The sequence below is a fragment of the Pseudomonas sp. HR96 genome (assembly GCF_034059295.1).
In the GTDB taxonomy this organism is placed as follows: domain Bacteria; phylum Pseudomonadota; class Gammaproteobacteria; order Pseudomonadales; family Pseudomonadaceae; genus Aquipseudomonas.
This window is the reverse complement of record NZ_CP139141.1, coordinates 637571-662500: the sequence shown is the minus strand read 5'-3', so window position 1 is coordinate 662500 and position 24930 is coordinate 637571. Positions and strand designations below refer to the sequence as shown.

At 64.4% G+C, this 24930-nt stretch carries 26 protein-coding genes and 2 pseudogenes (1 of these 28 running past the window's edge); 9 read left to right on the top strand and 19 right to left on the bottom strand.

Translation table 11 applies throughout. The annotated features are described in order from the left end of the window. On the bottom strand, positions 1 to 431 hold the 5' end (the start) of the coding sequence (tyrS, locus tag SFA35_RS03105) for a tyrosine--tRNA ligase (RefSeq protein ID WP_320575120.1). 769 nt of this gene lie to the left of the window's left edge; 431 of the gene's 1200 nt are visible here — the first part of the coding sequence; the start codon lies at positions 429 to 431; the stop codon falls past the left edge of the window. Between the two features lie 236 nt (positions 432 to 667). On the opposite strand from tyrS, the pseudogene SFA35_RS26620 reads away from it, so the two are divergent. The 3 genes and pseudogenes from SFA35_RS26620 to SFA35_RS03095 form a co-directional block, all read left to right on the top strand. Next, a pseudogene (locus SFA35_RS26620) lies at positions 668 to 815 on the top strand (peptidase M23); the annotation flags it as partial. A 68-nt stretch (positions 816 to 883) separates the two neighbouring features. Then, positions 884 to 2086, top strand: a pseudogene (locus SFA35_RS03100) (peptidoglycan DD-metalloendopeptidase family protein); the annotation flags it as partial. A 3-nt stretch (positions 2087 to 2089) separates the two neighbouring features. After that, complete coding sequence (locus SFA35_RS03095) at positions 2090 to 3181, top strand: anhydro-N-acetylmuramic acid kinase (protein ID WP_320575116.1); 1092 nt, start codon at positions 2090 to 2092, stop codon at positions 3179 to 3181. Positions 3182 to 3242: 61 nt separating this feature from the next. Here SFA35_RS03095 and erpA read toward each other — a convergent pair whose 3' ends face one another. Next, positions 3243 to 3593, bottom strand: a complete 351-nt coding sequence (erpA, locus tag SFA35_RS03090; protein WP_320575113.1) for an iron-sulfur cluster insertion protein ErpA — start codon at positions 3591 to 3593, stop codon at positions 3243 to 3245. Positions 3594 to 3803: 210 nt separating this feature from the next. On the opposite strand from erpA, the gene hemJ reads away from it, so the two are divergent. From hemJ to coq7, 4 genes are all read left to right on the top strand, one after another. Next, a complete protein-coding gene (hemJ, locus tag SFA35_RS03085; RefSeq protein ID WP_320575111.1) occupies positions 3804 to 4229 on the top strand; it encodes a protoporphyrinogen oxidase HemJ in 426 nt (141 codons plus the stop codon). A 62-nt stretch (positions 4230 to 4291) separates the two neighbouring features. After that, the gene (locus tag SFA35_RS03080) at positions 4292 to 5074 is read left to right on the top strand and encodes an SDR family oxidoreductase (RefSeq protein WP_320575109.1); all 783 of its coding nucleotides are present in this window, start codon (positions 4292 to 4294) and stop codon (positions 5072 to 5074) included. A gap of 65 nt (positions 5075 to 5139) precedes the next feature. Beyond that, complete coding sequence (locus SFA35_RS03075) at positions 5140 to 5478, top strand: histidine triad nucleotide-binding protein (protein WP_320575107.1); 339 nt, start codon at positions 5140 to 5142, stop codon at positions 5476 to 5478. Between the two features lie 42 nt (positions 5479 to 5520). Next, positions 5521 to 6168, top strand: coding sequence for a 2-polyprenyl-3-methyl-6-methoxy-1,4-benzoquinone monooxygenase (coq7, locus tag SFA35_RS03070; RefSeq protein WP_320575105.1), 648 nt, complete (start codon positions 5521 to 5523; stop codon positions 6166 to 6168). Positions 6169 to 6216: 48 nt separating this feature from the next. On the opposite strand, the gene SFA35_RS03065 is transcribed toward coq7, so the two are convergent. Further along, positions 6217 to 6639, bottom strand: coding sequence for an OsmC family protein (locus SFA35_RS03065; RefSeq protein ID WP_320575103.1), 423 nt, complete (start codon positions 6637 to 6639; stop codon positions 6217 to 6219). A gap of 204 nt (positions 6640 to 6843) precedes the next feature. On the opposite strand from SFA35_RS03065, the gene crp reads away from it, so the two are divergent. Beyond that, positions 6844 to 7482, top strand: coding sequence for a cAMP-activated global transcriptional regulator CRP (gene crp / locus SFA35_RS03060; protein ID WP_320575101.1), 639 nt, complete (start codon positions 6844 to 6846; stop codon positions 7480 to 7482). Between the two features lie 7 nt (positions 7483 to 7489). On the opposite strand, the gene SFA35_RS03055 is transcribed toward crp, so the two are convergent. From SFA35_RS03055 to SFA35_RS02995, 13 genes are all read right to left on the bottom strand, one after another. Continuing rightward, the gene (locus SFA35_RS03055) at positions 7490 to 8185 is read right to left on the bottom strand and encodes a lipoyl protein ligase domain-containing protein (protein ID WP_320575099.1); all 696 of its coding nucleotides are present in this window, start codon (positions 8183 to 8185) and stop codon (positions 7490 to 7492) included. 5 nt (positions 8186 to 8190) lie between these two features. After that, complete coding sequence (gene trpC, locus SFA35_RS03050) at positions 8191 to 9036, bottom strand: indole-3-glycerol phosphate synthase TrpC (protein WP_320575098.1); 846 nt, start codon at positions 9034 to 9036, stop codon at positions 8191 to 8193. Next, the gene (trpD, locus tag SFA35_RS03045) at positions 9033 to 10082 is read right to left on the bottom strand and encodes an anthranilate phosphoribosyltransferase (protein WP_320575096.1); all 1050 of its coding nucleotides are present in this window, start codon (positions 10080 to 10082) and stop codon (positions 9033 to 9035) included. The genes trpC and trpD overlap by 4 nt, the downstream gene beginning before the upstream one ends. A 2-nt stretch (positions 10083 to 10084) precedes the next feature. Then, complete coding sequence (locus SFA35_RS03040) at positions 10085 to 10690, bottom strand: aminodeoxychorismate/anthranilate synthase component II (protein ID WP_320575094.1); 606 nt, start codon at positions 10688 to 10690, stop codon at positions 10085 to 10087. A gap of 10 nt (positions 10691 to 10700) precedes the next feature. Next, the gene (gene trpE / locus SFA35_RS03035) at positions 10701 to 12188 is read right to left on the bottom strand and encodes an anthranilate synthase component I (protein WP_320575091.1); all 1488 of its coding nucleotides are present in this window, start codon (positions 12186 to 12188) and stop codon (positions 10701 to 10703) included. Positions 12189 to 12257: 69 nt separating this feature from the next. Then, entirely contained in the window at positions 12258 to 13076 is an 819-nt protein-coding gene (locus tag SFA35_RS03030) for a phosphoglycolate phosphatase (protein WP_320575089.1), read from the bottom strand. Further along, a complete protein-coding gene (gene rpe / locus SFA35_RS03025; protein WP_320575087.1) occupies positions 13073 to 13747 on the bottom strand; it encodes a ribulose-phosphate 3-epimerase in 675 nt (224 codons plus the stop codon). The genes SFA35_RS03030 and rpe overlap by 4 nt, the downstream gene beginning before the upstream one ends. Positions 13748 to 13835: 88 nt before the next feature. After that, a complete protein-coding gene (locus tag SFA35_RS03020; RefSeq protein ID WP_320575086.1) occupies positions 13836 to 14660 on the bottom strand; it encodes an ABC transporter permease in 825 nt (274 codons plus the stop codon). 11 nt (positions 14661 to 14671) lie between these two features. Continuing rightward, complete coding sequence (locus SFA35_RS03015) at positions 14672 to 15919, bottom strand: ABC transporter permease (protein WP_320575084.1); 1248 nt, start codon at positions 15917 to 15919, stop codon at positions 14672 to 14674. Positions 15920 to 16022: 103 nt separating this feature from the next. Further along, entirely contained in the window at positions 16023 to 17060 is a 1038-nt protein-coding gene (locus tag SFA35_RS03010; RefSeq protein WP_320575083.1) for an ABC transporter substrate-binding protein, read from the bottom strand. A gap of 110 nt (positions 17061 to 17170) precedes the next feature. Beyond that, positions 17171 to 18292: an ABC transporter ATP-binding protein gene (locus SFA35_RS03005; RefSeq protein WP_320575080.1), complete on the bottom strand. Its 1122-nt coding sequence runs from the start codon at positions 18290 to 18292 to the stop codon at positions 17171 to 17173. 276 nt (positions 18293 to 18568) lie between these two features. Next, positions 18569 to 19198, bottom strand: a complete 630-nt coding sequence (locus SFA35_RS03000) for a response regulator transcription factor (RefSeq protein ID WP_320575078.1) — start codon at positions 19196 to 19198, stop codon at positions 18569 to 18571. A gap of 22 nt (positions 19199 to 19220) precedes the next feature. Next, entirely contained in the window at positions 19221 to 21236 is a 2016-nt protein-coding gene (locus SFA35_RS02995; RefSeq protein ID WP_414058475.1) for an ATP-binding protein, read from the bottom strand. A gap of 109 nt (positions 21237 to 21345) precedes the next feature. On the opposite strand from SFA35_RS02995, the gene SFA35_RS02990 reads away from it, so the two are divergent. Further along, positions 21346 to 22308 carry an alpha/beta hydrolase family protein gene (locus SFA35_RS02990; RefSeq protein WP_320575076.1) on the top strand — a complete coding sequence of 321 codons (963 nt, stop codon included), beginning with the start codon at positions 21346 to 21348 and terminating at the stop codon, positions 22306 to 22308. A 91-nt stretch (positions 22309 to 22399) separates the two neighbouring features. On the opposite strand, the gene SFA35_RS02985 is transcribed toward SFA35_RS02990, so the two are convergent. From SFA35_RS02985 to SFA35_RS02975, 3 genes are read right to left on the bottom strand one after another with little or no spacing between them, the layout of a single operon-like run. Beyond that, positions 22400 to 23167 carry a DnaJ domain-containing protein gene (locus SFA35_RS02985; protein ID WP_320575073.1) on the bottom strand — a complete coding sequence of 256 codons (768 nt, stop codon included), beginning with the start codon at positions 23165 to 23167 and terminating at the stop codon, positions 22400 to 22402. A 1-nt stretch (position 23168) separates the two neighbouring features. Next, entirely contained in the window at positions 23169 to 23840 is a 672-nt protein-coding gene (gene murU, locus SFA35_RS02980; RefSeq protein ID WP_320575071.1) for an N-acetylmuramate alpha-1-phosphate uridylyltransferase MurU, read from the bottom strand. Next, the gene (locus tag SFA35_RS02975) at positions 23840 to 24862 is read right to left on the bottom strand and encodes an aminoglycoside phosphotransferase family protein (RefSeq protein WP_320575068.1); all 1023 of its coding nucleotides are present in this window, start codon (positions 24860 to 24862) and stop codon (positions 23840 to 23842) included. The genes murU and SFA35_RS02975 overlap by 1 nt, the downstream gene beginning before the upstream one ends. Positions 24863 to 24930: the final 68 nt, after the last annotated feature.

Here is a 24930-nt window from a genome sequence, read left to right as displayed (position 1 = left end):
GCCACCGTGTACTGCGACGCCAGGCGGATGAAGTCGGCGGGACTGAACTGATCCATCCAGGTGGAGTTGAATGCCACCTCGGTTTTGGCCGGATCGAGAATCTTGAACACCTGTGCCTTGTAGGTCTCGGCATTGGCCAGCACCTGCTCGCGGGTCAGCGGTGGACGCGTGGCGCTCTTGCCACTTGGATCGCCGATCATCCCGGTGAAGTCGCCAATCAGGAAGATCACCTGATGACCCAGCTCCTGAAACTGGCGTAACTTGTTGATCAGCACCGTGTGCCCCAGGTGCAGATCGGGCGCGGTGGGGTCGAAACCAGCCTTGATGCGCAGGGGCTGCCCACGCTTGAGCTTTTCGACCAGCTCCGACTCGACCAACACCTCTTCGGCACCGCGCTTGATCAGCGCCAGCTGCTCTTCAACCGACTTCATATAAAGGGACCCACAGGCTCAGATTCAAAGGGGCTCAACCATACAAGATCACCCGGCAAATACAAGTTCCGGCGACCACTGCGCCACGCCGGCTCCGCGGATGTGACCTGCAATGGGGCAGGCGGCGTCTGGACGCTTGCCTCGCGGAGGATTTGGTTATATTTTATACAGTTATTTCATCTTCATCATGTCATTCATCTTTTCCTTTTCATCTATTCCAAAGCCAAAAATCACCTATGACCACCGAACCGACTAAAGCGCCGCCGCTTTATCCGAAGAGCCACCTATTGGCGGCCAGCGGCATCGCAGCCCTCCTTAGCCTGGCGCTGCTGGTATTTCCCTCCAGCGAAGTAGAAGCCAAGCGCACCTCCAACAACCTCGACGTGCAGACCCCCAGCGACCGCCTGAAAGAAGAAAAAGACGAGAACCCGGTCGACAGCAGCGTCGAAGACCCCGCGCCATCGCCCTTCGCGCAGATCGACAATGGCCAGGACGAAACCGCCAACGCCGCGCAAACCGTCACGCCGCCCACACCGGAGCCGGCCCCAAAGGGCCCCGGCCATCGCGAGGTCAAGGTCACCCGCGGCGATACCCTATCGACCCTGTTTGCCAAGGTCGGCCTGGCCCCTGGCATCGTCCACGACGTGCTTGCCAGCGACCGCCAGGCCAAGCGTTTCTCGCAGTTGCAACATGGCCAGATCCTCGAGTTCGAGGTCAGCGACGCCGGCGAATTGCAGAGCCTGCACAGCAAGGTCAGCGACCTGGAAACCATCCGCCTGAACAAGTCGGCCAGCGGCTACGTGTTCACCCGCGAAACCCTCAAGCCCGTAGTGCGCGAGGCCTACGCCCACGGCGTCATCACCAGCTCGCTGTCCCTCGCTGCCCAGCGCGCCGGGCTCAGCCACGCACAGACCATGGACCTGACCAGCGTGTTCGGGTACGACGTCGATTTCGCCCAGGACATCCACCCCGGCGACGAATTCGACGTGATCTACGAGCAGCGAGTGCTCAACGGCAAGGTCATCGGCACCGGCAGCATCCTTTCGGCCCGCTTCACCAGCCGCGGCAAGACCTACACGGCCGTGCGCTACACCAACCGCCAGGGCAACAGCACCTACTACAGCGCCGAAGGCAACAGCCTGCGCAAGGCGTTCATCCGCACCCCGGTGGACTACGCACGCATCAGCTCGCGCTTCTCACTGGAGCGCAAGCACCCGATCCTCAACAAGATCCGCGCCCACAAGGGCGTCGACTACGCCGCTCCACGGGGCACGCCAATCAAGGCTACCGGTGACGGCAAGGTGATGCTGGCCGGGCGTAATGGCGGCTACGGCAACACCGTGATCATTCAGCATGGCAAGACCTATCGCACGCTCTACGGGCACATGCAGGGTTTCGCCAAGGGCATTCACACCGGCAGCAGCGTCAAGCAGGGCCAGGTGATCGGCTATATTGGTACCACCGGCCTGTCCACCGGGCCACACCTGCACTACGAATTCCAGGTCAACGGCGTACACGTCGACCCGCTGGGGCAGAAGCTGCCCATGGCCGACCCCATCGCCAAAAATGAAAAGTCGCGCTTCCTGCAACAAAGCCAGCCGTTGATGGCGCGCATGGAGAAGGAAAAGTCGACGCAACTTGCGAGCAAGCGCTAAGCCATGACTCTCTATATAGGTGTGATGTCGGGCACCAGCCTCGACGGGCTGGACATTGCCCTGATCGAGCAACAGCAGCAGCCGCTGTTGCGGGCCACGCATTACGTGGCGATGCCGGCAACGCTGCGGGCCGACCTGCTGAGCTTGTGCAGCAGCGGCCCCGACGAGATTGCCCGCAGCGCCCTGGCGGCCAATGCCTGGGTCGGCCTGGCGGCGGCCGGCATCGGCCAGCTTCTCGACGAGCAGAAGCTGACCGCCCAGGACGTGACGGCGGTCGGCAGCCATGGCCAGACCATCCGCCATGAACCCGGCCGCGGCTTCACGGTGCAGATCGACAACCCTGCGCTGCTCGCCGAGTTGACCGGCATTACCGTGGTCGGCGATTTCCGCCGCCGCGACGTGGCCGCCGGCGGCCAGGGCGCGCCCTTGGTCCCAGCGTTTCACGAAGCCTTGTTCGCCGGGCGGGAGCGTCAGCGCGCGGTACTCAACGTCGGCGGTTTCAGCAACTTGAGCCTGATTGCCCCGGATCAACCAGTGCGCGGCTTCGATTGCGGGCCGGGCAATGTATTGCTCGATGCCTGGATCGAGCTCAAGCAGGGCCACCCGTTCGACCGCAGCGGGCGCTGGGCGGCATCGGGCCAGGTCGTCCCAGCCTTGCTCGCCCGGCTGTCGAGCGACCCGTTTTTCAGCGCCAGAGGCCCCAAAAGCACTGGCCGCGAGGTGTTCAACCTGCCGTGGTTGCAGCATCAGCTGAGCCAGGGCCCCGCTGTGGCTGACGTCGACGTGCAGGCCACGTTGCTGGAGTTGACCGCGCAGACCATCACCCAATCACTGCAAGGCGCGCAACCGGACAATCGCGAGGTGCTGGTCTGCGGCGGCGGTGCCCATAACCTGGCTCTGCTGAACCGTTTGCAGGCCCTGCTCCCACACTCGACAGTGGCCAGCACCGCCAGTGTCGGCGTCGATCCGGACTGGGTCGAGGCGATGGCTTTTGCCTGGCTGGCCCATTGCTGCATTGCCGGCATTGCCGGCAACCGTCCCAGCGTCACTGGCGCGCGTGGCCTGCGCGTGCTGGGGGCTCTCTACCCCGCCTGAGCCGGGCACCACACAGCAAAACGCCGCGCAGAGGCGCGGCGTTTTGCTGTGTGGGACGCAGTCAGATCGAGAACGATTGACCACAACCGCAGGTGGTCGAGGCGTTCGGGTTGTTGATCACGAACCGCGAACCTTCCAGACCTTCCTGGTAGTCGACCTCCGCACCGGCCAGGTACTGGAAGCTCATAGGATCGACCACCAGACTGACACCCTCGCGTTCGACGATGGTGTCGTCGTCGGCGACGTCTTCATCGAAGGTAAATCCGTACTGGAAGCCCGAGCAGCCGCCGCCGGTGACGAACACCCGCAACTTGAGGCGCTCATTGCCCTCTTCGTCGACCAGGTTCTTCACCTTGTGCGCCGCACCCTGGGTGAATTGCAAAGCCATAGGGGTGAAGGATTCAACAGTCATGCTGGTAATCTCCCGGCGCTTGGCCGTCATGTTGCCTGATGGCGAGCATTATCCTCTTCCCCTACGAAATTGGTCAACTATTGTGCAGCAAGTGTGCGGCAAGGTGGGACGTCACACCTGAGCAACGCCACCCGCTGTTGCACATGCCTGCGTGACGCTCGGGAGGGAAGCCTCTACTATCGGCGTACCGTGAACCTGGGAAGTCGTCGAATGCTCTATCTATGGATCAAGGCTCTGCATATTGTCAGCGTCGTCTGCTGGTTTGCCGGGCTGTTCTACCTGCCGCGTCTGTTCGTCTACCACGCCAGCAGCGAAGACACCGCCAGCCGTGAACGCTTCTGCGTGATGGAGCGCAAACTCTACCGCGGCATCATGCTGCCCTCGATGATCGCCTCGCTGGTGTTCGGGATCTGGCTGATCGTGCTGTCGCCCGGCTGGATGAGCCAAGGCTGGTTGCACGCCAAGCTGGCGCTGGTGTTTCTGTTGATCGGCTACCACCACGTGTGCGGCGCGCAACTCAAACGATTCGCCCGCGCAGAAAACACTCGCAGCCACAAATTCTACCGTTGGTTCAACGAGATACCGGTATTGATCCTGATCGCCGTGGTGATCCTGGTCGTGGTCAAACCGTTCTGATGCGGGCTGAGCCCGGCGCATCATCCATGTAAACTGCCGGCATCGAAGGCACGGAGAGGAGCATGCCGAGTTACGCATTGATCACCGGCGCATCCAGCGGCCTTGGCCTGGCAATGGCCGAGGCCCTGGCGCGCCGGGGTCGTCATTTATTGCTGGTCGCACGCCACCGTGATCCACTGGAGGCAGTGGCTGGCGAACTGACCCAACGCTTTGGCGTCGAGGTGCTGTTTCGCGCCTGCGACCTGGGCGAGCCGTTGCGCCTTTCCGGGTTTCTGCTGGAGCTGGAAGAAAGCGACCGGCGCATAGACCTGCTGGTCAACTGCGCGGGGGTTCGCTCCTACGGACATTTTCTGGCCCAGGAATGGGCCGATGAGCAGGATCTAATCGAACTCAACGTTCTGGCCCTGACCCGGCTGTGCCACGCCCTGGGCAACCGCATGGCGGTGCACGGCGGCGGGCAGATCCTCAATGTCGCTTCGCTGGCGGCCTTTCAACCAGGCCCCTGGATGGCCACTTATGCGGCCAGCAAGGCCTACGTGCTGCACTTTTCCGAAGCCTTGCGCGAGGAGCTGAAGCAGACCGGGATCAGGGTATCGGTACTCTGCCCGGGGCCGGTGACTTCGCCTCTGCGGTGGGTCGAGCGCCTGCGTGACGGCCGCCGCTGCCTGAGCCCGGAGCAAGTGGCGCTTTACACGGTACGGGCGCTGGCGCGCAACCGTGCTGTCATCATTCCCGGCCAGGGCAATCGCTGGCTCGCTCGCGGCTGCCGATTCGCCTCGCGCTGGCTGGCCCGCAAGGTCGCCGGGATGATCAACAAGCGCTACCGCCCGCGCCTGCCGCAGTGAGCCGGGCCCAGGCTGACCCGCGAGCCTGTTACACTCAGCCCATCTATCACCCTGGAGAAACGGTAGTGGATACTCTGTTTACCAAGATCATCAACCGGGAGATCCCGGCCAAGATCATTTACGAGGATGACCAGGTCCTGGCCTTCCATGACATCGCCCCCCAGGCACCCGTGCATTTCCTGGTGATCCCGAAGAAGCCGGTGCGCACGCTCAACGACCTCACCGAAGACGACAAGTCGCTGGCCGGGCATTTGCTGCTGACCGCGCAGCGGCTGGCGCTGGAGTTGGGCTGTGAAGAAGGCTTCCGCGTGGTCATGAACTGCAATGAATTGGGCGGCCAGACGGTTTACCACATCCATATGCATGTTCTGGGTCAGCGCCAGATGCACTGGCCACCGGGCTGAGCGCCGCTGCATTCCGTCATAAAACCCCGAATGGAGGTGCCTGTGGCCACCCAACGTCATTATTCACCCATCGATCGACTGCTCCTGCAGGCCGACACGGCCATGCGCACGCTGCTGCCGTTCAGCGGCGCGCCGTCGCGTCCATCGCCAGCCCTGGTGCGGGCCGAGACCAAGCTCAGCGAAGAGGACAGCCGCCACGCCGCAGGCCTGATGCGCATCAACCACACCGGTGAAGTCTGCGCCCAGGCGCTGTATCAAGGCCAGGCGCTGACCGCCAAGCTGCCTCAAGTGCGCAAGGCCATGGAGCATGCCGCTGAAGAGGAAGTCGACCACCTGGCCTGGTGCGACCAACGCATTCGCCAGCTCGGCAGCCACACCAGCGTGCTCAACCCGCTGTTCTACGGTATGTCGTTCGGCATCGGCGCAGTTGCCGGCCTGGTCAGCGACCGGGTCAGCCTGGGTTTCGTTGCGGCCACCGAACACCAGGTGTGCAAGCACCTGGACGAGCACCTGGTGACCTTGCCAGTGGACGATGAAAAGTCCCGGGCCATTCTCGAGCAGATGCGCACCGACGAGCAGCAGCACGCCGAATCGGCCCTGGACGCTGGCGGCTACCGTTTTCCGGCGCCGGTGAAATTCGGCATGAGCCTGCTGGCCAAGGTCATGACCAAGAGCACCTATCGGCTCTGAACGAAAAAAAGGCCATCGCAGGATGGCCTTTTTGCTGAAGCGGGCAACTTAGCCCAACTCGATGATCTCGTAGTCGTGGGTGATTTCCACGCCTGCTGCACCAAGCATGATCGAGGCCGAGCAGTACTTTTCCGCCGACAGCTCGATCGCCCGCTTCACCTGAGCTTCCTTCAAGCCGCGCCCCTTGACCACGAAGTGCAGGTGGATCTTGGTGAATACCTTCGGGTCTTCGTTGGCACGCTCGGCCTCAAGAAACGCCTCGCAGCTTTCGATGGGCTGACGCGCCTTCTTCAGAATGCTCACCACGTCGTAGTTGCTGCAGCCACCCAGCCCGATCAGCACCATCTCCATGGGCCGCACACCGAGGTTGCGCCCGCCGCTCTCGGGAGGGCCGTCCATCACTACGACGTGGCCGCTGCCTGACTCACCGAGAAACATCGATTCACCGGCCCATTGAATACGCGCTTTCATCCCGGACTCCCGTTGCTTGCAACAAATTGAAAAATGGCGGCCAGCTTAGCACAGGACTTCCGACAGGCCGACTTGGCGGGTTTGAGCTAGGGTGACGAGTGGGCGCTGAAATAAAGAGATACAGTTCACACTCTCTGATAAGCTGCGCCAAACCCATGGCGTCAATAGAACGCCGAACGCTGCGCAGCCCTTGGAAGTCACAGCATGGCCGCTCCTCGACCGAAGATAAAAAATATCGAACGGCTGCTGGTTCACTGCCAGCGCAAGACCTACCTCGCCAAGAGCACCATCATCTGCGCCGGGGATCACTCGCAGACGCTGTCCTTCATCCTCAAAGGCTCGGTGACCATCATCATTGAGGACGATGACGGCCGCGAGATGATCATCGCCTACCTCAACCCCGGAGATTTCTTCGGCGAGCTGGGCCTGTTCGAGCCTGCCGGTGACGATCATCAGCGCAGCGCCTGGGTGCGCGCCAAGACCGAATGCGAAGTGGCGGAAATCAGCTACGGCAAATTCCGCGAACTCGCCGAACAGGAACCGGAAATCCTCTACGCCCTGGGCAGCCAGATGGCCCAGCGGCTGCGCAATACCACGCGCAAGGTGGGCGACCTGGCTTTCTTTGACGTGACCGGCCGCGTAGCCCGTTGCCTGCTCGAGCTGTGCAAGCAGCCCGACGCCATGACTCACCCGGACGGCATGCAGATCAAGATCACCCGCCAGGAGATCGGCCGCATTGTCGGTTGCTCGCGGGAAATGGTCGGGCGTGTGCTCAAGGACCTCGAGGACCAGCGACTGGTGCATGTAAAGGGCAAGACCATGGTGGTGTTCGGCACCCGCTAGGGGGCACCTAGTCTTTGTCGACCTGCGCCAGCATCTGGGCGAACTGCAGTTGCAACGACTCGAGCAGCGGCGCGTGAGGGAACACCTCGTGCAAGGCGACATGACTGCTCGCCCGGCAACGCTGCACCAGCGCGCATCGTTCGTTGAACAGATTGACCGCCGCAACCATCGCCTCGCGCTCGTCATCCAGCAGCGCGGCACCATGAACCAGTACCACCGGCCGCGAGCCGCCGAGGCCCTGGCGCCAGCGCTGCGCCGTACCGACCCATTTGCGGCCATTGAGGTTGACGTTGTATCGACCGTCGCAGAAAGCGCCGTCGATCTCGCCCAGCGAAGCGGCGCCACCCCAGCGCTGCAGTACATCGCACAGGGGCTGGCACAGCCGCTGGTAGGCAGTTTCGATGCGGTTCAAGTCGCCTTCGCTGCGCGGCGCCACATAGACCAGGGCAATGTTCAGCGTGGCCGGCGATTGCGGTACCGGCTCGCCACCCGTCTCGCGCAGCAGCACCGGCCAACCGGAGGCTTCGACGCTGCGGCAGGCCGACTCGAAGTGCTCGAGCCGGCTCATCCGCCGCGGCATCACCAGGGCCCGATCGGTCGGCTGCCACAACAGCAAGGCGTTGCCACGCCGGCCTGCACACACGTCCGCGAGCAGCTCCTGCTCGGCACGCAAGCCGGCCTCGACGCTCAGGCGCTGCAGCACGTGAATCAGTCCAGCCCCGGAACGATCTTCTGCGAGACCCGCTCGGGGAAAAACAGCCGTTGCAGTTCCGAACCCGGGCTCTCGGCGCGCATGAACGCCTCGCCGACCAGGAAGGAATACACGTCGCTGACTTCCATCAGCTCGACGTCGGCACGGTTGAGGATGCCGCTCTCGGTAATCACCAGCTTGTCGCGCGGAATGCGCGGCAGCAGGTCGAGGGTGTTTTCCAGGCTGACTTCGAAGGTGTGCAGGTTACGGTTGTTGACCCCCAGCAGCGGGCTGTCGAGGGTTTTCAACGCGCGGTCGAGCTCGTCGCCGTTATGCACTTCGACCAGAACGTCGAGGCCGACGTCCTTGGCCACTGCAGCCAGCTCGGCCAGGCGAGCGCCATCCAGCGCGGCGACGATCAGCAGGATGCAGTCGGCACCGAGCACCCGCGATTCGACGATCTGGTAGGGATCGATCATGAAATCCTTGCGGATCACCGGCAGTTTGCAGGCTTCACGGGCCTGTTGCAGGTAACTGTCGGCACCCTGGAAATAGTCGACGTCGGTGAGCACCGACAGGCAGGTCGCCCCGCCCTTTTCGTAGCTGCGGGCGATGTCCGCCGGCACGAAGTGCTCGCGGATGACACCCTTGCTGGGCGAGGCCTTCTTGATTTCGGCAATCACCGCCGGCTGCTTCTTCGCCACCTGGGCCATCAACGCCTTGGCAAAACCCCGCAACGGCGAGGCGCCGCTGACCTGGGCCTGCAGCTCGGCCAGACTGACCCGGGCCTTGCGCTCGGCCACTTCCTCAGCCTTGCGCGCGAGAATGTTCTCCAGCACGGTCGGCACCTTGAACTCGGTCATTGCGTGTTCTCCACCTTGAATACCGCCGTAAAGGCACCCAGCTCGTCGAGTTTTTCCCGGGCCAGGCCCGTGTGCAGCGCATCATGGGCCAGGGCCACGCCTTCCCTGAGGCTGCTGGCCAGATCGGCCGCGTACAGTGCGGCGCCCGCATTCAGCATGATCATCTCGGCGGCCTTTTGGCCATTTTCAGTCTTGCGCTTGCCCAGTGCATCGCGGATCAGAGCCAGGGAGGCGGCGGCGCCGTCGACGGCCAGGCCGTGCAAGGTCTGGCTCTTTATACCCAAGTCTTCGGGCTCGACCCAGTACTCGGTTATTTCGCCATTTTTCAGCTCGGCGACGAAGGTCGGTGCGGCCAGGCTGAACTCATCCAGGCCGTCCTTGGAATGCACCACCAGCACATGCTTGCTGCCCAGCCGCCCGAGCACTTCGGCCAGCGGCCGGCACAGCGCCTGATTGAACACGCCGACCACCTGATGGCGGACGCCGGCCGGATTCGTAAGCGGGCCGAGCATGTTGAACAAGGTGCGCAGGCCCAGGTCGCGGCGCGGGCCTGCCGCGTATTTCATGGCGCTGTGGTGGGACTGGGCAAACATGAAGCCGATGCCGACGCTATCGATGCAGCGCGCCACCTGCACAGGCGTGAGGTTTAGGAAGACCCCCGCCTCCTCGAGCAGGTCGGCACTGCCACTCTTGCCGGACACCGCGCGGTTGCCATGCTTGGCCACGGTGCCCCCGGCCGCGGCAATGACAAAAGCCGAAGCGGTGGAAACGTTGAAGATATTCGCGCCGTCACCGCCGGTGCCGACGATGTCGACCACGTTGTCCAGGGTCTTGAGTTCGACCTTGCTGGCTAGTTCGCGCATCACAGAGACGGCGCCGACGATCTCGTCGATGCTCTCGCTTTTCATGCGCATGCCCATCATGAAGGCGCCGATCTGCGCCTCGCTGCATTGCCCGGTCATGATCTGGCGCATCACGTCACGCATTTCATCGACCGTCAGGTCCAACTGATCGACGATACGCCCCAGAGCGTTCTTGATGTCCATGCTCAATCCTTGATGGGGCGGCTGCCGCCGGTCTGCTTGAGGAAGTTGGCCAGCAGCTCGTGGCCCTGTTCGGTGAGGATCGACTCGGGGTGAAACTGCACGCCCTCGATGTTCAGGGTCTTGTGCCGCAGCCCCATGATCTCGTCGACCGAGCCGTCGGCGTGCTCGGTCCAGGCGGTCGCCTCCAGGCAGTCCGGCAGGGTTTCGCGCTTGACCACCAGCGAGTGGTAGCGGGTAACGGTCAGGGGGTGGTTGAGGCCTTCGAACACGCCCTGGTCATGGTGGGTCACCGGGCTGGTCTTGCCGTGCATCACCTGGCGAGCGCGCACGACGTCGCCGCCAAAAGCCTGGCCGATGGACTGGTGGCCCAGGCACACGCCCAGAATCGGCAGCTTGCCAGCGAAATGCTTGATCACGTCCAGTGACACACCGGCTTCGGTGGGCGTACACGGCCCGGGCGAAACGACGATGCGTTCCGGCGCCAGCGCTTCGATCTCGGCGAGGGTCAGTTCGTCATTGCGAATGACCTTGACGTCGGCGCCCAGCTCACCCAGGTATTGCACGACGTTGTAAGTGAACGAGTCATAATTGTCGATCATGAGCAACATGGTCAGGGCCTCAGGCGTCGAAGTCGGGAGTTTGTTCGGTCAGCGCCACGGCGCGGAACATCGCGCGGCGCTTGTTCAGGGTTTCTTCCCACTCCAGGGCCGGCACCGAATCGGCGACGATGCCACCGCCGGCCTGCACGTGCAGTTCGCCGTCCTTGATCACGGCGGTACGGATCGCGATCGCCGTGTCCATGTTGCCGTTCCAGGCCAGGTAGCCCACCGCGCCGCCGTAGACGCCACGCTTGACCGGCTCGAGCTCGTCGATGATCTCCATGGCGCGAATCTTCGGCGCACCGGACAAGGTGCCGGCCGGCAGGATGGCGCGCAGGGCGTCCATGGCCGTCAGCCCCTCTTTCAACTGCCCGGTGACGTTGGAAACGATGTGCATGACATTCGAGTAGCGCTCGATGACCATCTTCTCGGTCAGCTTCACCGAGCCGATTTCCGAGACGCGACCGGTGTCGTTGCGCCCCAGGTCGATCAGCATCAAGTGCTCGGCGATCTCCTTGTCGTCCGACAGCAGGTCGACTTCCAGCGCGTGGTCGGCCTCTTCGGTGGCCCCGCGCGGACGAGTGCCGGCGATCGGGCGAACGGTGATCAGGTTGTCCTCGACCCGCACCAGCACTTCCGGCGAGCTGCCCACCACGTGGAAGTCGCCGAAGTTGAAGAAGTACATGTAGGGCGTTGGGTTGAAGCAGCGCAGCGCCCGGTACAGGTCGATGGGCGCGGCCTTGAAGTCGATGGACATGCGCTGCGAGGGCACCACCTGCATGATGTCGCCGCTGAGGATGTATTCCTTGATCACGCCCACGGCGCGCTCGTAGTCATCCTGGGTGAAGCTGGAGCGAAACGCCGGCTCGGCGGCGGGCGGCCGGTCGAGGTCCAGACCGCGACGCGGGGTGATCGGCTGACGGAGTTTTTCCATCAGCGCTTCAAGACGGGCCTGGCCGTCGGCATAGGCATCGGCCTGGGCCGGGTCGGCGAGCACGATCGCGTGCATCTTGCCGGCCAGGTTGTCGAACACCACCACGGCATCGGAGACCATCAGCAGGATGTCCGGCACGCCGATCGGGTCCGGATTTGGGCATTTGCCCAGGCGCTTTTCCACATAGCGCACGCAGTCGTAGCCGAAATACCCCACCAGGCCACCGTTGAAGCGCGGCAGGCCGGGGATGGTCGGCACGTTATAGCGAGCCTTGAAGGTTTCGACGAAGGCCAATGGGTCTTCGACGTCATGGCTTTCGATCTCGACGCCATCATGGCTGATGCTGACGTGGTGGTCGTACACCCGTAGCACGGTGCGGCACGGCAGGCCGATGATCGAGTAACGCCCCCACTTCTCGCCGCCCTGCACCGACTCCAGCAGATAGGAGTTGGGCTGGTCGGCCAGTTTCAGGTAGATCGACAGCGGCGTGTCGAAGTCAGCCAGGGTTTCGCGGGCAAGCGGGATGCGGTTGTAGCCGGCAGCGGCCAAGCGCAGGAATTCTTCGCGGATCATGATCAGCCTCGTGGCATGAGGAGCAAACGGTCGGGTAGGCAAACGAGCCGGCAGGCCGGCGGATGACAGTCAGGCGCGCCAACGCCAGCGGGCCAGGGCCTTGATGACTTTCATCCAGAGTTTGCGGGTGACCACCACGATGGAATCTCTACGGCAGGGGGTTGAATCGTCCGCCAACGTTATCTCAGCGGATGAATCGGCGCAACCGGGGATCAGCTGGCGCAGGTCGTCGATGACCAGCGCCGGCGACTCGTCGGCGATCGGGCGACCGTGGTTGTAGCCATAACTCATGGCCACGCAAGGGACATTGGCGGCCTTGGCGGCCTGCACGTCGGAGCGCGAGTCGCCGACAAACAGCGCCTGATGCGCCGGCACATTGGCCATTTTCATGACGAAGAACAGCGCCGCCGGGTCGGGCTTCTGCTGTGGCAGGGTGTCGCCGCCAACGATCCATTTGAAGTAACGACCCAGACCCAGTCCGTCGAGCAAGGGCGCAACGAAGCGTTCGGGCTTGTTGGTGATCAGCGCCATGGGCACCTTGCGCTTGTGCAGCCACTTCAGAGTCTGCGCCACGCCGGGGTAGACCACCGTCAGCTCGTGGCTGTCGGCATAGGCCTCCATGAACAGCGCCAGCGCCTGTTCGGTGTCGGCCTCGCTCACCTCAGTGTGCTCCAGCCCACCGGCCAGGGCACGGCGCACCAGCACCCGTGCGCCGTTGCCGACCCACTGGCGCACCGACTCGAGCGCTGCCGGTTCGCGGCCCATCTGCGCCAGCGCGCGGTTGACCGCGGCGGCGAGGTCCGGCACCGAGTCGACGAGGGTGCCGTCGAGGTCGAACATCACCAGTTTCGGGTAGTTGCCGGCAAACAGCTGGGCGAAGGCACTCATGCGCGGGCGAGGGCCAGTTCCGCGCGCATCTGGGCAATCACTTCACGGTAGTCGGGTGTGTTGAAGATGGCCGAGCCGGCGACGAAGGTATCGGCGCCCGCCGCGGCAATCTCGCGAATGTTCTTGACGTTGACCCCACCGTCGATCTCCAGGCGAATTTCATGACCGCTGGCGTCGATCAGCGCGCGCGCTTCGCGCAGCTTGTTCAATGTACCAGGGATGAATTTCTGCCCGCCGAAGCCGGGGTTGACGCTCATGAGCAGGATCATGTCGACCTTGTCCATGACGTATTCCAGCAGGTTCAGCGGCGTGGCCGGGTTGAACACCAGGCCCGACTTGCAGCCGCCTTCGCGCACCAGCTGCAGCGAGCGATCAATGTGCTGGGTCGCTTCCGGGTGGAAGGTGATGGAGGTTGCGCCGGCCTCGATGAAGTCGCCGATGATGCGGTCCACCGGGCTGACCATCAGATGCACGTCGATCGGCGCGGTGACGCCGTACTTGCGCAGCGCCGCGCAGACCATCGGGCCGATGGTCAGATTGGGCACGTAGTGGTTGTCCATCACATCGAAGTGGATCATGTCGGCGCCGGCGGCGAGGACATTGTCCACTTCCTCGCCCAGACGGGCGAAATCCGCAGAAAGAATGGACGGGGCAATGACGAAGGGCAGCATGGCGCACCTGTTGGCTGATATCACAGTGGCGCGCATTGTACATCACCCGCGCCACCCGCCGCGCCCCCGCCCTGCCCCCAAGCGCTGTTCAGGCCGCCGTGCGCAGCTTCTCGCCGCGCCCGCGCAGCCACTCCAGGGTCAGCAACAGCACCACCGAGAAGGCGATCAGCAAGGTCGCCGCGGCCGCGATGGTCGGGCTGAGGTTCTCGCGAATACCGCTGAACATCTGCCGTGGCAGGGTCGCCTGCTCGGGACCGGCGAGAAACAGCGTTACCACCACCTCGTCGAAGGAGGTGGCGAAGGCGAACAGCGCCCCGCTGATCACCCCGGGCGCGATCAGCGGCAGGGTCACCCGCAGGAATGCCTTCAGTGGCGATGCGCCGAGGCTGGCAGCGGCGCGCACCAGGTTGTGGTTGAAGCCCTGCAAGGTCGCCGACACGGTGATGATGACGAACGGTACGCCGAGCACCGCGTGTACCAGGATCAACGAGGCAAAGCTGTTGCCCAGCCCCAGCGGCGCGAAGAACAGGTAGCTGGCCACACCGACGATGACCACCGGCACCACCATCGGCGAAATCACCAGGGCCATGACCAGGCTCTTGCCGGGGAAGTTGCCGCGGGTCAGGCCGATCGAGGCCAGGGTGCCGAAGACCATGGCCAGCGCGGTGGCGGCCGGCGCGACGATGATGCTGTTGCGCAGCGCGCGCATCCATTCGTCCGAGGCGAAGAAGTCCTGGTACCAGTGCAGCGAAAAGCCCTGCAACGGGTACACCAGGAAGCTGCCGGCGTTGAACGACAACGGCACGATCACCAGCACCGGCAGGATCAGGAACAGCAGCACCAGGCCGCACAGGATGCGCAGGCTGTAGTACCAGAGCCGCTCGACCGGCGACATGAATGGGGTATTGGACATGGCGACGCTCCTCAGCTCAGGCGCAGGCGGCTGGCGCCGACCAGCCAGCTGTAGATCAGGTAAAGCAGCACGGTGGCCAGCAGCAACAGGCCGCCGAGCGCAGTGGCCATGCCCCAGTTGATGCTGACGTTGGTGTAGAAGGCCACGAAGTAGCTGACCATCTGGTCGTTCGGGCTGCCCAGCAGCGCCGGGGTGATGTAGTAGCCGATGGCCAGGATGAACACCAGGAGGCAGCCAGCGCCGACACCGGCATAGGTCTGCGGGAAATACACCCGCCAGAAACTGGCGAACGGATGGCAGCCCAGGGAAATCGCCGCGCGCATATAGGTCGGCGAGATGCCCTTCATGACGCTGTAGATCGGCAGAATCATGAACGGCAGCAGGATGTGCACCATGGAGATGTACACCCCGGTGCGGTTGAACACCAGTTCCAGCGGCTTGTCGATGATGCCCATGGCCAGCAGCGCGCTGTTGATCAGGCCACCGGACTGCAGCAGCACGATCCAGGCGGCCACGCGCACCAGAATCGAGGTCCAGAACGGCAGCAGCACCATGATCATCAGCAGGTTGCTGCGCCGCGCCGGCAGGTTGGCCAGCAGGTATGCCAGCGGATAGGCCAGCAGCAGGCAGATCACGGTAATGACCAGGCCCATCCAGAAGGTACGGGCGAAGATGTCCAGGTAGATGGCCTGGTCCGGCGTGGCCGGTGCCACCTGGCCGGAATCGTCGACGCGGTGGTCGACGGCCGCCAACAGGTAGTACGGCGTCAGGCTGCCGCCGTTGCGGCGGATGGCCTGCCAGTAGGCAGGGTCGCCCCAGCGCTCGTCGAGGTTCTGCAGGGCATCTTTCCAGCTTGCCGGCGCGTCGGCGAACGGCAGCGCGCGGGCGGTCTTGGTCAGCAGGCTGCGGTAGCCGGCCAACTCCATGTTCAGGCGCTTGGACAAGTCGCCCAATTGCTGATTCCTGCGCGCCTCGCCGAGGTCTTCGGCGAGGGCTTGATAAACCGGCTCGTCAGGCAGGCCGCGGCCGTCCCAGTGGGCGATCGCGGCGACGGTGCGAGGCATGGCGCCGACCACTTCGGGGTTGCCGACACTCTTGTACAACAGCGCCACGATGGGCACCAGAAACACCAGCAGGAGGAAAATCACCAGCGGCGCGATCAAGGCCTGGGCCTTCCAGCGGTTGACCCGCTCGGCACGGGCCAGACGCTGTTTCAGGCTGGGTCCGGTGACTTCGGCCAGCGGTACGGTGAGGGCCATCGCAAACTCCTAAACCCTGTGCAACAAATCAGTGGCCGCGCGGCCCTCGCAGGTCGCGCGGCGTTCAGGCAGGCCCGCTTGCAGCTGGCCCTTGCTTCAGGCCTTACTTGGCGGCCCAGGCGTTGAAGCGTTGCTCCAGCTGCTCGCCGTTGTCGGCCCAGAAGCTCACGTCGATCTGCACCTGGTCGGCAATGTTTTCCGGGGTGGTCGGCATATCCTTGAGGATGCCTTTGTCCAGCAACGGTACTGCCTGGGTGTTGGCCGGGCCGTAGGCGATGTTCTCGGAGAAGATCTTCTGCTGGGCCGGGGTGACCGAGTAGGCCATGAACTTCTTCGCCGCTTCGGCGTTCTTCGCACCCTTGGGGATGGCCCAGGCATCGAAGTCGTAGATGCCGCCGTTCCACACCACCTTCAGGTTGCTCTCTTTCTGCACGGCGGCGATCCGGCCGTTATAGGCCGAGCTCATGACCACGTCACCGGAGGCCAGGTACTGCGGCGGCTGGGCGCCGGCCTCCCACCACTGGATGCTGGGCTTGAGCTCGTCGAGCTTCTTGAACGCGCGGTCCTGACCATCCTTGCCCGCCAGCACCTTGTAGACGTCCTTGGGTGCGACGCCGTCGGCCATCAAGGCGAATTCCAGGGTGTACTTGGCACCCTTGCGCAGGCCACGCTTGCCGGGGAATTTCTTGGTGTCCCAGAAATCCGCCCAGCTGGTTGGCGCGGTCTTGAGCTTGTCGGCGTTGTAGGCCAGCACCGTGGACCAGACGAAGAAGCCGACGCCGCAGCTCTGGATCGAGCCTTTGACGTAGTCGCCAGGATTGCCGAAGATTTTCGGATCGATCGGCTCGAACATGTCTTCATCGCAGCCGCGCGAAAGCTCGGGCGACTCGACCTCGACCAGGTCCCAGGTCACGCTTTTGGTGTCGACCATGGCCTTGACCTTGGCCATTTCGCCGTTGTACTCGCCCGCCACGATCTTGCCATTGCCGGCCTGCTCCCAAGGCTCGTAGAACGCCTTGACCTGGGCGGCCTTGTTGGCGCCGCCAAACGACACCACGGTGAGGTCAGGGCCGGCGGCCATCGCCTGGGCCGCTGCCAGCATGCCCAGGGTCAGGGCGGTGAATTTGAGGTGCTTGAGCATTGATTCTTCTCTCCACAGTGCAAGTTGGTGAGGCATAGAGGTAAGGCGTGGCGCGATCGGGTCGGGCCTGTTCTTGTTGTGCTTGCCGAGGGTGCGTTACGGGTGCTGCATCAGTTGCTCAGCAGCGGGTCGAGCGCGCGGGCGTGCTCCACCTGCCAGCCCAGCGGTACCACATCGCCCACGGCGAGCTCGGGGTCGAGCTCGGCAATGGGTTGTTTCACATGAAAATCGGTCGTGCCGCACACTTCCAGGCGCACCCGCACGTGGTCGCCCAGGTAGACGAATTCGGCGACGCGCCCGGAGAAGCGATTGACGCAGTCGTCGCTCAAGCCATTGAGGCGCACGCGCTCGGGCCGTATCGACAAGGTTACCGGCGAGCCGGGCTGGCCAACGTTTACCGCCAGCGCCTGGACCTGCTCGCCGCGCGCCAGGGTGATCACGCAGCGCTCGCCGTCGCGGCTTGCCAGGGTGCCCGCCAGCCGGTTGTTCTCGCCGATGAAGTTGGCCACGAAGGTGTTCTTCGGCGCCTCGTAGAGCGCCCGTGGCGCGTCGATCTGCTGGATCTCGCCCTGGTGGAAGACTGCCACGCGGTCGGACATGGTCAACGCCTCGCCCTGGTCGTGGGTCACGTACACCACGGTGACGCCGAGGCGCTGGTGCAGGTGCTTGATCTCCATCTGCATATGTTCACGCAGTTGCTTGTCCAGCGCGCCCAGCGGTTCGTCCATCAACACCAGCTGCGGCTCGAACACCAGCGCGCGAGCCAGAGCCACGCGCTGTTGCTGGCCGCCGGACAGCTGCGCCGGGTAGCGTTGGGCGAAGGCGTCGAGCTGGACCATGCCCAGCACCCGCTTGACCCGCTCGCTGATGTCGGCCTTGCTCAGCTTGCGCACCGACAACGGGAACGCCAGGTTCTCGGCCACGGTCATGTGCGGAAACAGCGCGTAGTTCTGGAACACCATGCCGATATCGCGCTTGTGTGGCGGCACATGATTGATCGAACGACCGGCCAGCAGGATCTCGCCGGCGGTGGGTGTTTCGAAGCCGGCCAGCATCATCAGGCTGGTGGTCTTGCCCGACCCGGAAGGGCCGAGCAGTGTCAGGAACTCGCCCTTGCGAATATCCAGATTGAGGTCCTTGACGATCAGCTGCTCACCGTCGTAACTCTTTTGCACGCCGCGGAAACTGACCAGCACGTCACTCGCCACCGCGCCTGAATCGACCTCGCCCATACCCACACCTTTGCTTGATGACTTGCAGTGCGTGCAGCGTAGTCAAGCGCGCCGGCGGCGCACATCGGGGCAGCGGAGACTTTGCCGTAGGGATTGCCCTACAAGGATGGCGCGGATGGGCATGTGGCAGGCGTCTCCCTGCGGGGCCCAGATGGCAAGGGAGCCGGCCTGGCGCAATTCCCGGACAAGATCGGTCGTGCAGGGAAGCTTCTGCCCTGTCGTTTTTGGAACAAGCGATCAACCGCCAAGGCGCAAACAGCAGCGCCCGCGTCGCTTTCAGATCAGCCGATGCTCCATCGCATACTTCACCAGTTCGGCCAGCGAGGTCACGTTGAGTTTCTGCATCAGCCGCGCCTTGTGGGTGCTGATGGTCTTGTTGCTAAGCGCCAGCTGCAGGGCGATGTCGTTGACGTTGGCCCCTTGGGCCAGGCGCTCGAACACCGAGAATTCGCGCTCGGAGAGCAGCGAGTGCAACGGCCGCGATTCGGTCAGGCCGACTTCGAAGATCATCCGGTCGGCCAGGTCCGGGTCGATGTAGCGGCTGCCGGCGGCGACCCGGCGGATGGCCGTAAGCAGCAGGGCCGGGTCGCTGTCCTTGGTGGCATAGCCCGCCGCACCGATTTTCAGGGCGCGGGCCGCCATCTGGGCCTCGTCGTGCATCGACAGCACAAGGATGGCCGGCGGCTGGCTCAACGCGCGGATCCGCGGGATCGCCTCCAGGCCGTTGACCCCGGGCATGGAGATGTCCAGCAAAACGACGTCGCAGGTGACCTGGCGCAAGGTCTCGAGCAACTGCTCGCCATGGCTGGCCTCGCCCACCACGACCAGGTCCGGCGCCATGCCGATCAACTGCTTGATACCTTCGCGAACGATGGTGTGGTCTTCTGCTACCAATACCCGAATCACAGCCTTGCTCCGCGCAATAATTTCATTCCAGTGGCACCCGCACCGTGACGCTGGTGCCCTCGCCCGGCTCGCTGTCCAGCTCCAGGCTGCCGCCCAGCATCAGCACCCGCTCGCGCATCCCCACCAGGCCGAACGACGGCGGCCGCTGGCCAGCGACCTGGAAACCGCAGCCATCGTCGCTGATCACCAGGCACAAGCTTGTCCCCTCGAGGGTCAGAGTGATCTGCACAGTATGCGCCTGGGCGTGGCGCATGGCATTGGTCAACGCCTCCTGCAGCACGCGGAACAGTCCCGTGGACTTGGCATCGCCGAGCTCCGGAAGGTGCTCGGGTACCCGCACCAGGCACGGGATCTGCGTGCGCGCCTCGAACCGGCGTGCCTGCCATTCGATAGCCGAGCCGATGCCGGCATCCAGAATCGGTGGGCGCAACGCCGTGGCGACATCGCGCACCAACTGAAACAGCTGCGCAATCAGGCGCTTCATGCTGTTGAGGCGCTCCTGCAGGCCCGGGTCGAGATGCGCATGCGCCAGTTCGCACATGGAGGTTTCCAGCTTGAGCACGGTGAGCATCTGCCCCAGCTCGTCGTGCACCTCGCGGGCGATGCGCGCCTTCTCTTCTTCGCGCACCGTCTCCAGGTGCGCCGACAGCTCGCGCAGCTGCGCCTCGCTCTGGCGCAGCGCGGCGACCGTGCGCCGCCGCTCGCTGATGTCGCTGAGGTAGACCACCAGGTATTCAGCGTCGCGCGCGCGCAGGAAACTCAGCGACAGGTCGACCGGCAGCAGGCTGCCATCGGCGCGCACACACTGGCTCTCGTAACTCTGCGCAACCTGCTCGCGGGAGCGCGCGTTTTTCCACAGGTTCATCCAGCCCTGCATGTCCAGGCCGGGTTCGACATCACTCAGGGGACGGTCCAGCAGAGCGCGGCGCGGGTAGCCGAGGATCTGCTCGGCGGCCGGGTTGGCGTAGCGCACATGGCTGTCCCAGTTGACCCAGAGGATGCCCACGGTGCTCTGCTCAATGGAGAACTGGGTCAGACGCAGCGCCTCTTCGGCCACCTCGCGCTCGGCCAGGCGCTCGCGCGCCGTCAGCAGCGCCCGCGCGGTCCAGCGCAACTGGCGGCGTTGCCAGACCACAATGGCCAGGCTCGACAACAGCAGCACCAGCAGCAACAGGAACAGGTTCTGCCAGAACCCCGGGGACTCGCTCAGGCGCGGATACTGCGGCAGCAGCCAGTGCGCCCGCAACTGGTCCAGCTCGCCGGCGCCAAGGCCGTGCACGCCCCGCTGGAGGATGACCGCAAGCATCGGCCAGTCGCGCCGCGAGCCGACGCGCAGCAACTGCGAGAAACCGACATCGGCCACCACCGCCAGCTCGGCGAACTCCGGCTCACGGCCCAGGCGGCCCAACTGCGCTTCGTCCACCACGGCGAAGTGCGCCTGCCCGCCGACCAGCGCCTGCAGGCCCAGGCGCTCCTGCGCCACTGGTTGCAGCTCCAGGCGCGGGTAGGTGCGCTGCAGGTAATCGGCCACCGCCGAAGGCATGCGCACGGCGATGCGCGCGCTGGCGTCGAGTTTTTCCAGGTCCACGGCCACAGCGCCATGGCGCGGCCCCACCAGCAGCTGGGCAACCCGCAGATAGGGGTCGCTGAACACCCACTGGCGCAGACTGGCCGGGGTTTGCAGCAGGCCCGGCGCCAGGTCGATGGCGCCCTCGCGCAGGGCCTCCTGCAACGCATCGAGGTCGGTGTAGGTGCGCCATTGCCATTGCACCCCGAGCAGGGTCGCCAGGCGGTTCATCAGATCGATATTGGCGCCCGACAACTGCTGCAGGCGGCGGTCGAACTGCGCATAGGGCGCTTGCAGCACGATGCCCACACGCAGGCCTGGGTGCTGATCGAGCCATTGGCGCTGGGCGCTGTCCAGGCTCACGGCGGGCTCGGCGGGTGGTGAGGCCCAGGCGGTCAGGCTCACGGCCAGGCTCATGAGCAGACCCTGGCAGATCAGGGCCAGCAACGGAAAGGGGCGCAACAGGCTCATGAACACAGGTGGCTACTCTTGACTCGACGCAGGCCGCAGCCAGGCGAGCTTGGCTGTTTCGGGTAAATGCTATTAGTCTGCCGGTAATCGATTCGGCCAGGAACTGCCAATGCCTTTCATGCACCGCGCGACGCTACCAGCGTTTGCCCTGTCACTGCTACTGCCCTGTGCCCTGCCCGTGCTGGCGGCCGACCCCGCGCCGGCGGCCACACCGCGCGCGCCCTTGCTCGAGCGCAGCCAGGAGGACACCCTGGCGCTGGAGCGTCAGCTGCCCGCCGATGAACAACAGCAGTTGCAAGCCGGCAGCGATACCTTCCTGGCCTTGTGGAAACCGGCCAACAGCGGCGAAGCGCAGGGCACTGCGGTGATCGTCCCCGGCGCGGGTGAAACCGCCGACTGGCCGCAAGCCGTCGGCCCGCTGCGACGCAAGTTGCCGGATGCGCACTGGGCGACGCTGAGCCTGACCCTGCCGGACCTGAGTGTCGACGCGCCGGTTGCACGGGCCGCCACCGAGCCAGCGGCGCCGGTATCTTCGGACAACAAGTCGTCGCCACCGGACGCTGGCGCCGGGGTCGAGAAAGCCACCGCGCCAGGCGCCGAAAACGGCTACAAGGCCCCCGCCAACGACGCCGCCCAGGACGAATCCAAGGCTGATGCCGAGCGCATCTTCGCCCGCATCGACGCCGGCCTGGCATTCGCCCAGCAGCAGGGTGCCCGCAGCATCGCCCTGATCGGCCATGGCACCGGCGCCTACTGGGCCGCGCGCTACCTCAACGAGCGGCAGGGGCCACATGTACAGAAACTGGTGATGGTCGCCGTGCGCACCCCGGCCGACGCGGTCAACACCCTGGTGCAGCTAATGCCTGGGGTGAAGGTGCCGACTGCCGACATCTACTACACCGATCGCGACCTCGCACGCAACGCCGCCGAGCAACGCCTGCAAGCCAGCAAGCGGCTCAAGGACGCGGCGTATCGGCAGATCGGCCTGACCCCGATCCTCGGCGACAACGGCGCCGATGAAGAGCAGCTGGCCAAGCGGGTGCGAGGCTGGTTGAGCCCGGCCGCCCAATGAAAGCCTTGTGCAGGAGGGGCGTTTTCCCGAGTTTGTGTCCGGCCGTGCAACCTCTCGGGGCCGTTACGCCCTCCCCCATTTGGCAAGCCTCTCAGCGAAACCCGCGCTGCTCGCGAATCGTCGCATAGGCGTTGTGCAGATCCCGGGTGCGCTCGGTGGCCTCGCGCAGCTGCGTCTGGGTCGCCCCGCTGCCGGCCAGTTTGTCCGGGTGGTGGCGGCTGAGCAGGCGGCGGTAGGCGCGCTTGATCTGCGCCGGCTCGCTGTTGGCGCCCACGCCCAGCAGGCGCAGGGCCTGCTCGTAGCTGCTTTCACGGCTGGCGGGCGGCCGCTGGCGCGGTTGATATTCCATCGACAAGGCCTGGACTCGGGCCACCGACCAGCCCAGCCAACTGCCCCATAGGACGATCGACTCGCACTCGCCCTGCCCGGCACGACCGTCAGCCCAAGCCATGCGCCAGCATGCCCGCAGCACGCCCTCGGCGGCATGGGGCTGCAGGCCAAGGCGTTCCAGGTCGATGCGCAGGTTGTCCTGGCCGCTCTTGCCGCGATTGAAAGAAGCAATGGCGCGGCGTTGCGCCGGCGCCTCCATGCCCAGATCGTGCATCTCCTGACGCGCCTGCTGGATATGCGCCGGCTGCACCGCGCCATCGGCCTTGGCCAGGCGGCCGAGCATGATGAACAGCAGCTCGTCGTTGCGCAGGCCGGCCTGCCCCTTAAAGCGTTGGCGCAGGTCCTGCCAGCTCTTGAGCCGCAACTGGCGATCCAGCGCCTGGCCGAGCAAGGCGCCCAGCATGGCGCCCGGGATGCTGGCGATCAGATATCCGGATACTGCGCCGACCACCGTCCCCGGCCACAGCATCTCAGGACTTGTCCTTGAGCCGGCGCTCGGCTTCGGCAAGGCGTTCGTGGGTGCCGACATCCACCCACAGGCCGGCAAAGTGCTCGCCACTCACCTGGCCAAGCGCCATGGCATTGCGGTACAAGGGCGCCAGCTTGTGCGCCCCCGGCGGGCAGCCGTCGAACAATTGCGGGTCAAGCACGGCGATGCCTGCATAGGTCAGGCGCGGGTCGCCGTGCGGCACATCGCGAACGGCACCCTGGTTCAAGGTGAAATCGCCGCCCGGATGGTGCTCCGGGTTGGTCACCAGCACCAGATGCGCGAGCCCCTTGAGCGGCGCACGCAGGGCACTGAAATCGTAGTCGGTAAAGACGTCGCCATTGATCAGCACGAACGGCTCGCTGCCCAGCAACGGCAGCGCCTTGAGGATGCCGCCGGCGGTTTCCAGCGGTTCCCCCTCGGCGGAATAACGAATGGCCAAGCCAAAACGCGAGCCATCGCCCAAGGCGTCTTCGATCTGCTGCCCGAGCCAGGCGTGGTTGATCACCACCTCGTTGAAGCCTGCCTTGGCCAGCGCACGCAGGTGATATTCGATCAAGGGCACACCAGCCACCGGCAACAGCGGCTTGGGCGTGTGCAAGGTCAGCGGGCGCATGCGCTCGCCCTTGCCCGCCGCCAGAATCATCGCCTTCATCAACTCTCCTTGGTTGCCTGATGCAGTTGGCCGACCAGCTCACCGAGCTCGGCGAGTTCCGGGCGCCGCGCCAGCACCGCTTCTATATAAGAGAAGAAGCGCGGCACGTCCGCCAGGTAGCGCGGCTTGCCGTCGCGGTGGCAGATGCGCGCGAAGATGCCGATCACCTTGAGGTGGCGCTGCACGCCCATCAGGTCGCTGGCGCGGTGGAAGTCTTCGAAGCGGCTATGCACTGGGATGCCCAGGCCACCCGCCAGTTCCCAGTATCGGCGCAGCCAGGTTTCGACCTGCGGCTCGGGCCAGCTGATGAAGGCGTCCTTGAACAGGCAGGTGATGTCGTAGGTCACCGGCCCGTAGACCGCATCCTGAAAGTCCAGCACGCCGGGGTTCGGTTGGCTGAGCATCAGGTTGCGTGGCATGTAGTCGCGATGCACCAGCACCTTGGGTTGCGCCAGCGCACTGTCGATCAACAGCGCACAGATGTTTTCCCAGCGCGCCTGCTGAGCATCGTCGAAGGAGCTGCGCAGTTCCCTGGCCACATACCAGTCCGGGAAAAGCTGCAGTTCGCGGCGCAGCAAGGCCACGTCGTAGCTGGGCAACGGGGCGTCCATCGGCAGTTGCTGAAACGCCAGCAGCGCCTGCATCGCATCGGCGAACAGGGCGTCGGCATTGGCCGAATCGATCACATCCAGGTAGGTCTGGGTGCCCAGATCGCCAAGCAGAAGAAAGCCTCGCTCCAGGTCCTGAGCGATGATCTGCGGCACATTGATCGAAGATTTTTCCAATAAATGTGCGATATCGACGAAGGGTTTGCAGTTTTCCTGAGGCGGCGGCGCATCCATCGCGATAAAACTGCGACCGTCGGCCTGCCAGCGAAAATACCGCCGGAAGCTGGCGTCACTGCTGGCCGCGACCAGCGTGGCCGGGGGTATCGGGCCCCAGCCCTGGGCCGAGAAAAGTATTGACAGTTGTTCTTCGAGCCAGACTTCGAGCTGTTGAAGACGTACATCTTGATCGGGCATTGCAAGGGTCTCCGACGGCGCTAGCCGTCAAGCGGGTCATGCTTTATTATCCGGAATCTTTTTCAGAC

What these genes read in the sequence shown, in the direction of transcription:
- SFA35_RS03095 (WP_320575116.1), top strand. Translation starts at nt 2,090, where the DNA reads ATGACTCTCTATATAGGTGTGATGTCGGGCACCAGCCTCGACGGGCTG.
- erpA (WP_320575113.1), bottom strand. Translation starts at nt 3,593, where the DNA reads ATGACTGTTGAATCCTTCACCCCTATGGCTTTGCAATTCACCCAGGGT.
- hemJ (WP_320575111.1), top strand. Translation starts at nt 3,804, where the DNA reads ATGCTCTATCTATGGATCAAGGCTCTGCATATTGTCAGCGTCGTCTGC.
- SFA35_RS03080 (WP_320575109.1), top strand. Translation starts at nt 4,292, where the DNA reads ATGCCGAGTTACGCATTGATCACCGGCGCATCCAGCGGCCTTGGCCTG.
- SFA35_RS03065 (WP_320575103.1), bottom strand. Translation starts at nt 6,639, where the DNA reads ATGAAAGCGCGTATTCAATGGGCCGGTGAATCGATGTTTCTCGGTGAG.
- crp (WP_320575101.1), top strand. Translation starts at nt 6,844, where the DNA reads ATGGCCGCTCCTCGACCGAAGATAAAAAATATCGAACGGCTGCTGGTT.
- trpC (WP_320575098.1), bottom strand. Translation starts at nt 9,036, where the DNA reads ATGACCGAGTTCAAGGTGCCGACCGTGCTGGAGAACATTCTCGCGCGC.
- trpD (WP_320575096.1), bottom strand. Translation starts at nt 10,082, where the DNA reads ATGGACATCAAGAACGCTCTGGGGCGTATCGTCGATCAGTTGGACCTG.
- SFA35_RS03040 (WP_320575094.1), bottom strand. Translation starts at nt 10,690, where the DNA reads ATGTTGCTCATGATCGACAATTATGACTCGTTCACTTACAACGTCGTG.
- trpE (WP_320575091.1), bottom strand. Translation starts at nt 12,188, where the DNA reads ATGATCCGCGAAGAATTCCTGCGCTTGGCCGCTGCCGGCTACAACCGC.
- SFA35_RS03030 (WP_320575089.1), bottom strand. Translation starts at nt 13,076, where the DNA reads ATGAGTGCCTTCGCCCAGCTGTTTGCCGGCAACTACCCGAAACTGGTG.
- rpe (WP_320575087.1), bottom strand. Translation starts at nt 13,747, where the DNA reads ATGCTGCCCTTCGTCATTGCCCCGTCCATTCTTTCTGCGGATTTCGCC.
- SFA35_RS03020 (WP_320575086.1), bottom strand. Translation starts at nt 14,660, where the DNA reads ATGTCCAATACCCCATTCATGTCGCCGGTCGAGCGGCTCTGGTACTAC.
- SFA35_RS03015 (WP_320575084.1), bottom strand. Translation starts at nt 15,919, where the DNA reads ATGGCCCTCACCGTACCGCTGGCCGAAGTCACCGGACCCAGCCTGAAA.
- SFA35_RS03010 (WP_320575083.1), bottom strand. Translation starts at nt 17,060, where the DNA reads ATGCTCAAGCACCTCAAATTCACCGCCCTGACCCTGGGCATGCTGGCA.
- SFA35_RS03005 (WP_320575080.1), bottom strand. Translation starts at nt 18,292, where the DNA reads ATGGGCGAGGTCGATTCAGGCGCGGTGGCGAGTGACGTGCTGGTCAGT.
- SFA35_RS02995 (WP_414058475.1), bottom strand. Translation starts at nt 21,236, where the DNA reads ATGAGCCTGTTGCGCCCCTTTCCGTTGCTGGCCCTGATCTGCCAGGGT.
- SFA35_RS02990 (WP_320575076.1), top strand. Translation starts at nt 21,346, where the DNA reads ATGCCTTTCATGCACCGCGCGACGCTACCAGCGTTTGCCCTGTCACTG.
- SFA35_RS02985 (WP_320575073.1), bottom strand. Translation starts at nt 23,167, where the DNA reads ATGCTGTGGCCGGGGACGGTGGTCGGCGCAGTATCCGGATATCTGATC.
- murU (WP_320575071.1), bottom strand. Translation starts at nt 23,840, where the DNA reads ATGAAGGCGATGATTCTGGCGGCGGGCAAGGGCGAGCGCATGCGCCCG.
- SFA35_RS02975 (WP_320575068.1), bottom strand. Translation starts at nt 24,862, where the DNA reads ATGCCCGATCAAGATGTACGTCTTCAACAGCTCGAAGTCTGGCTCGAA.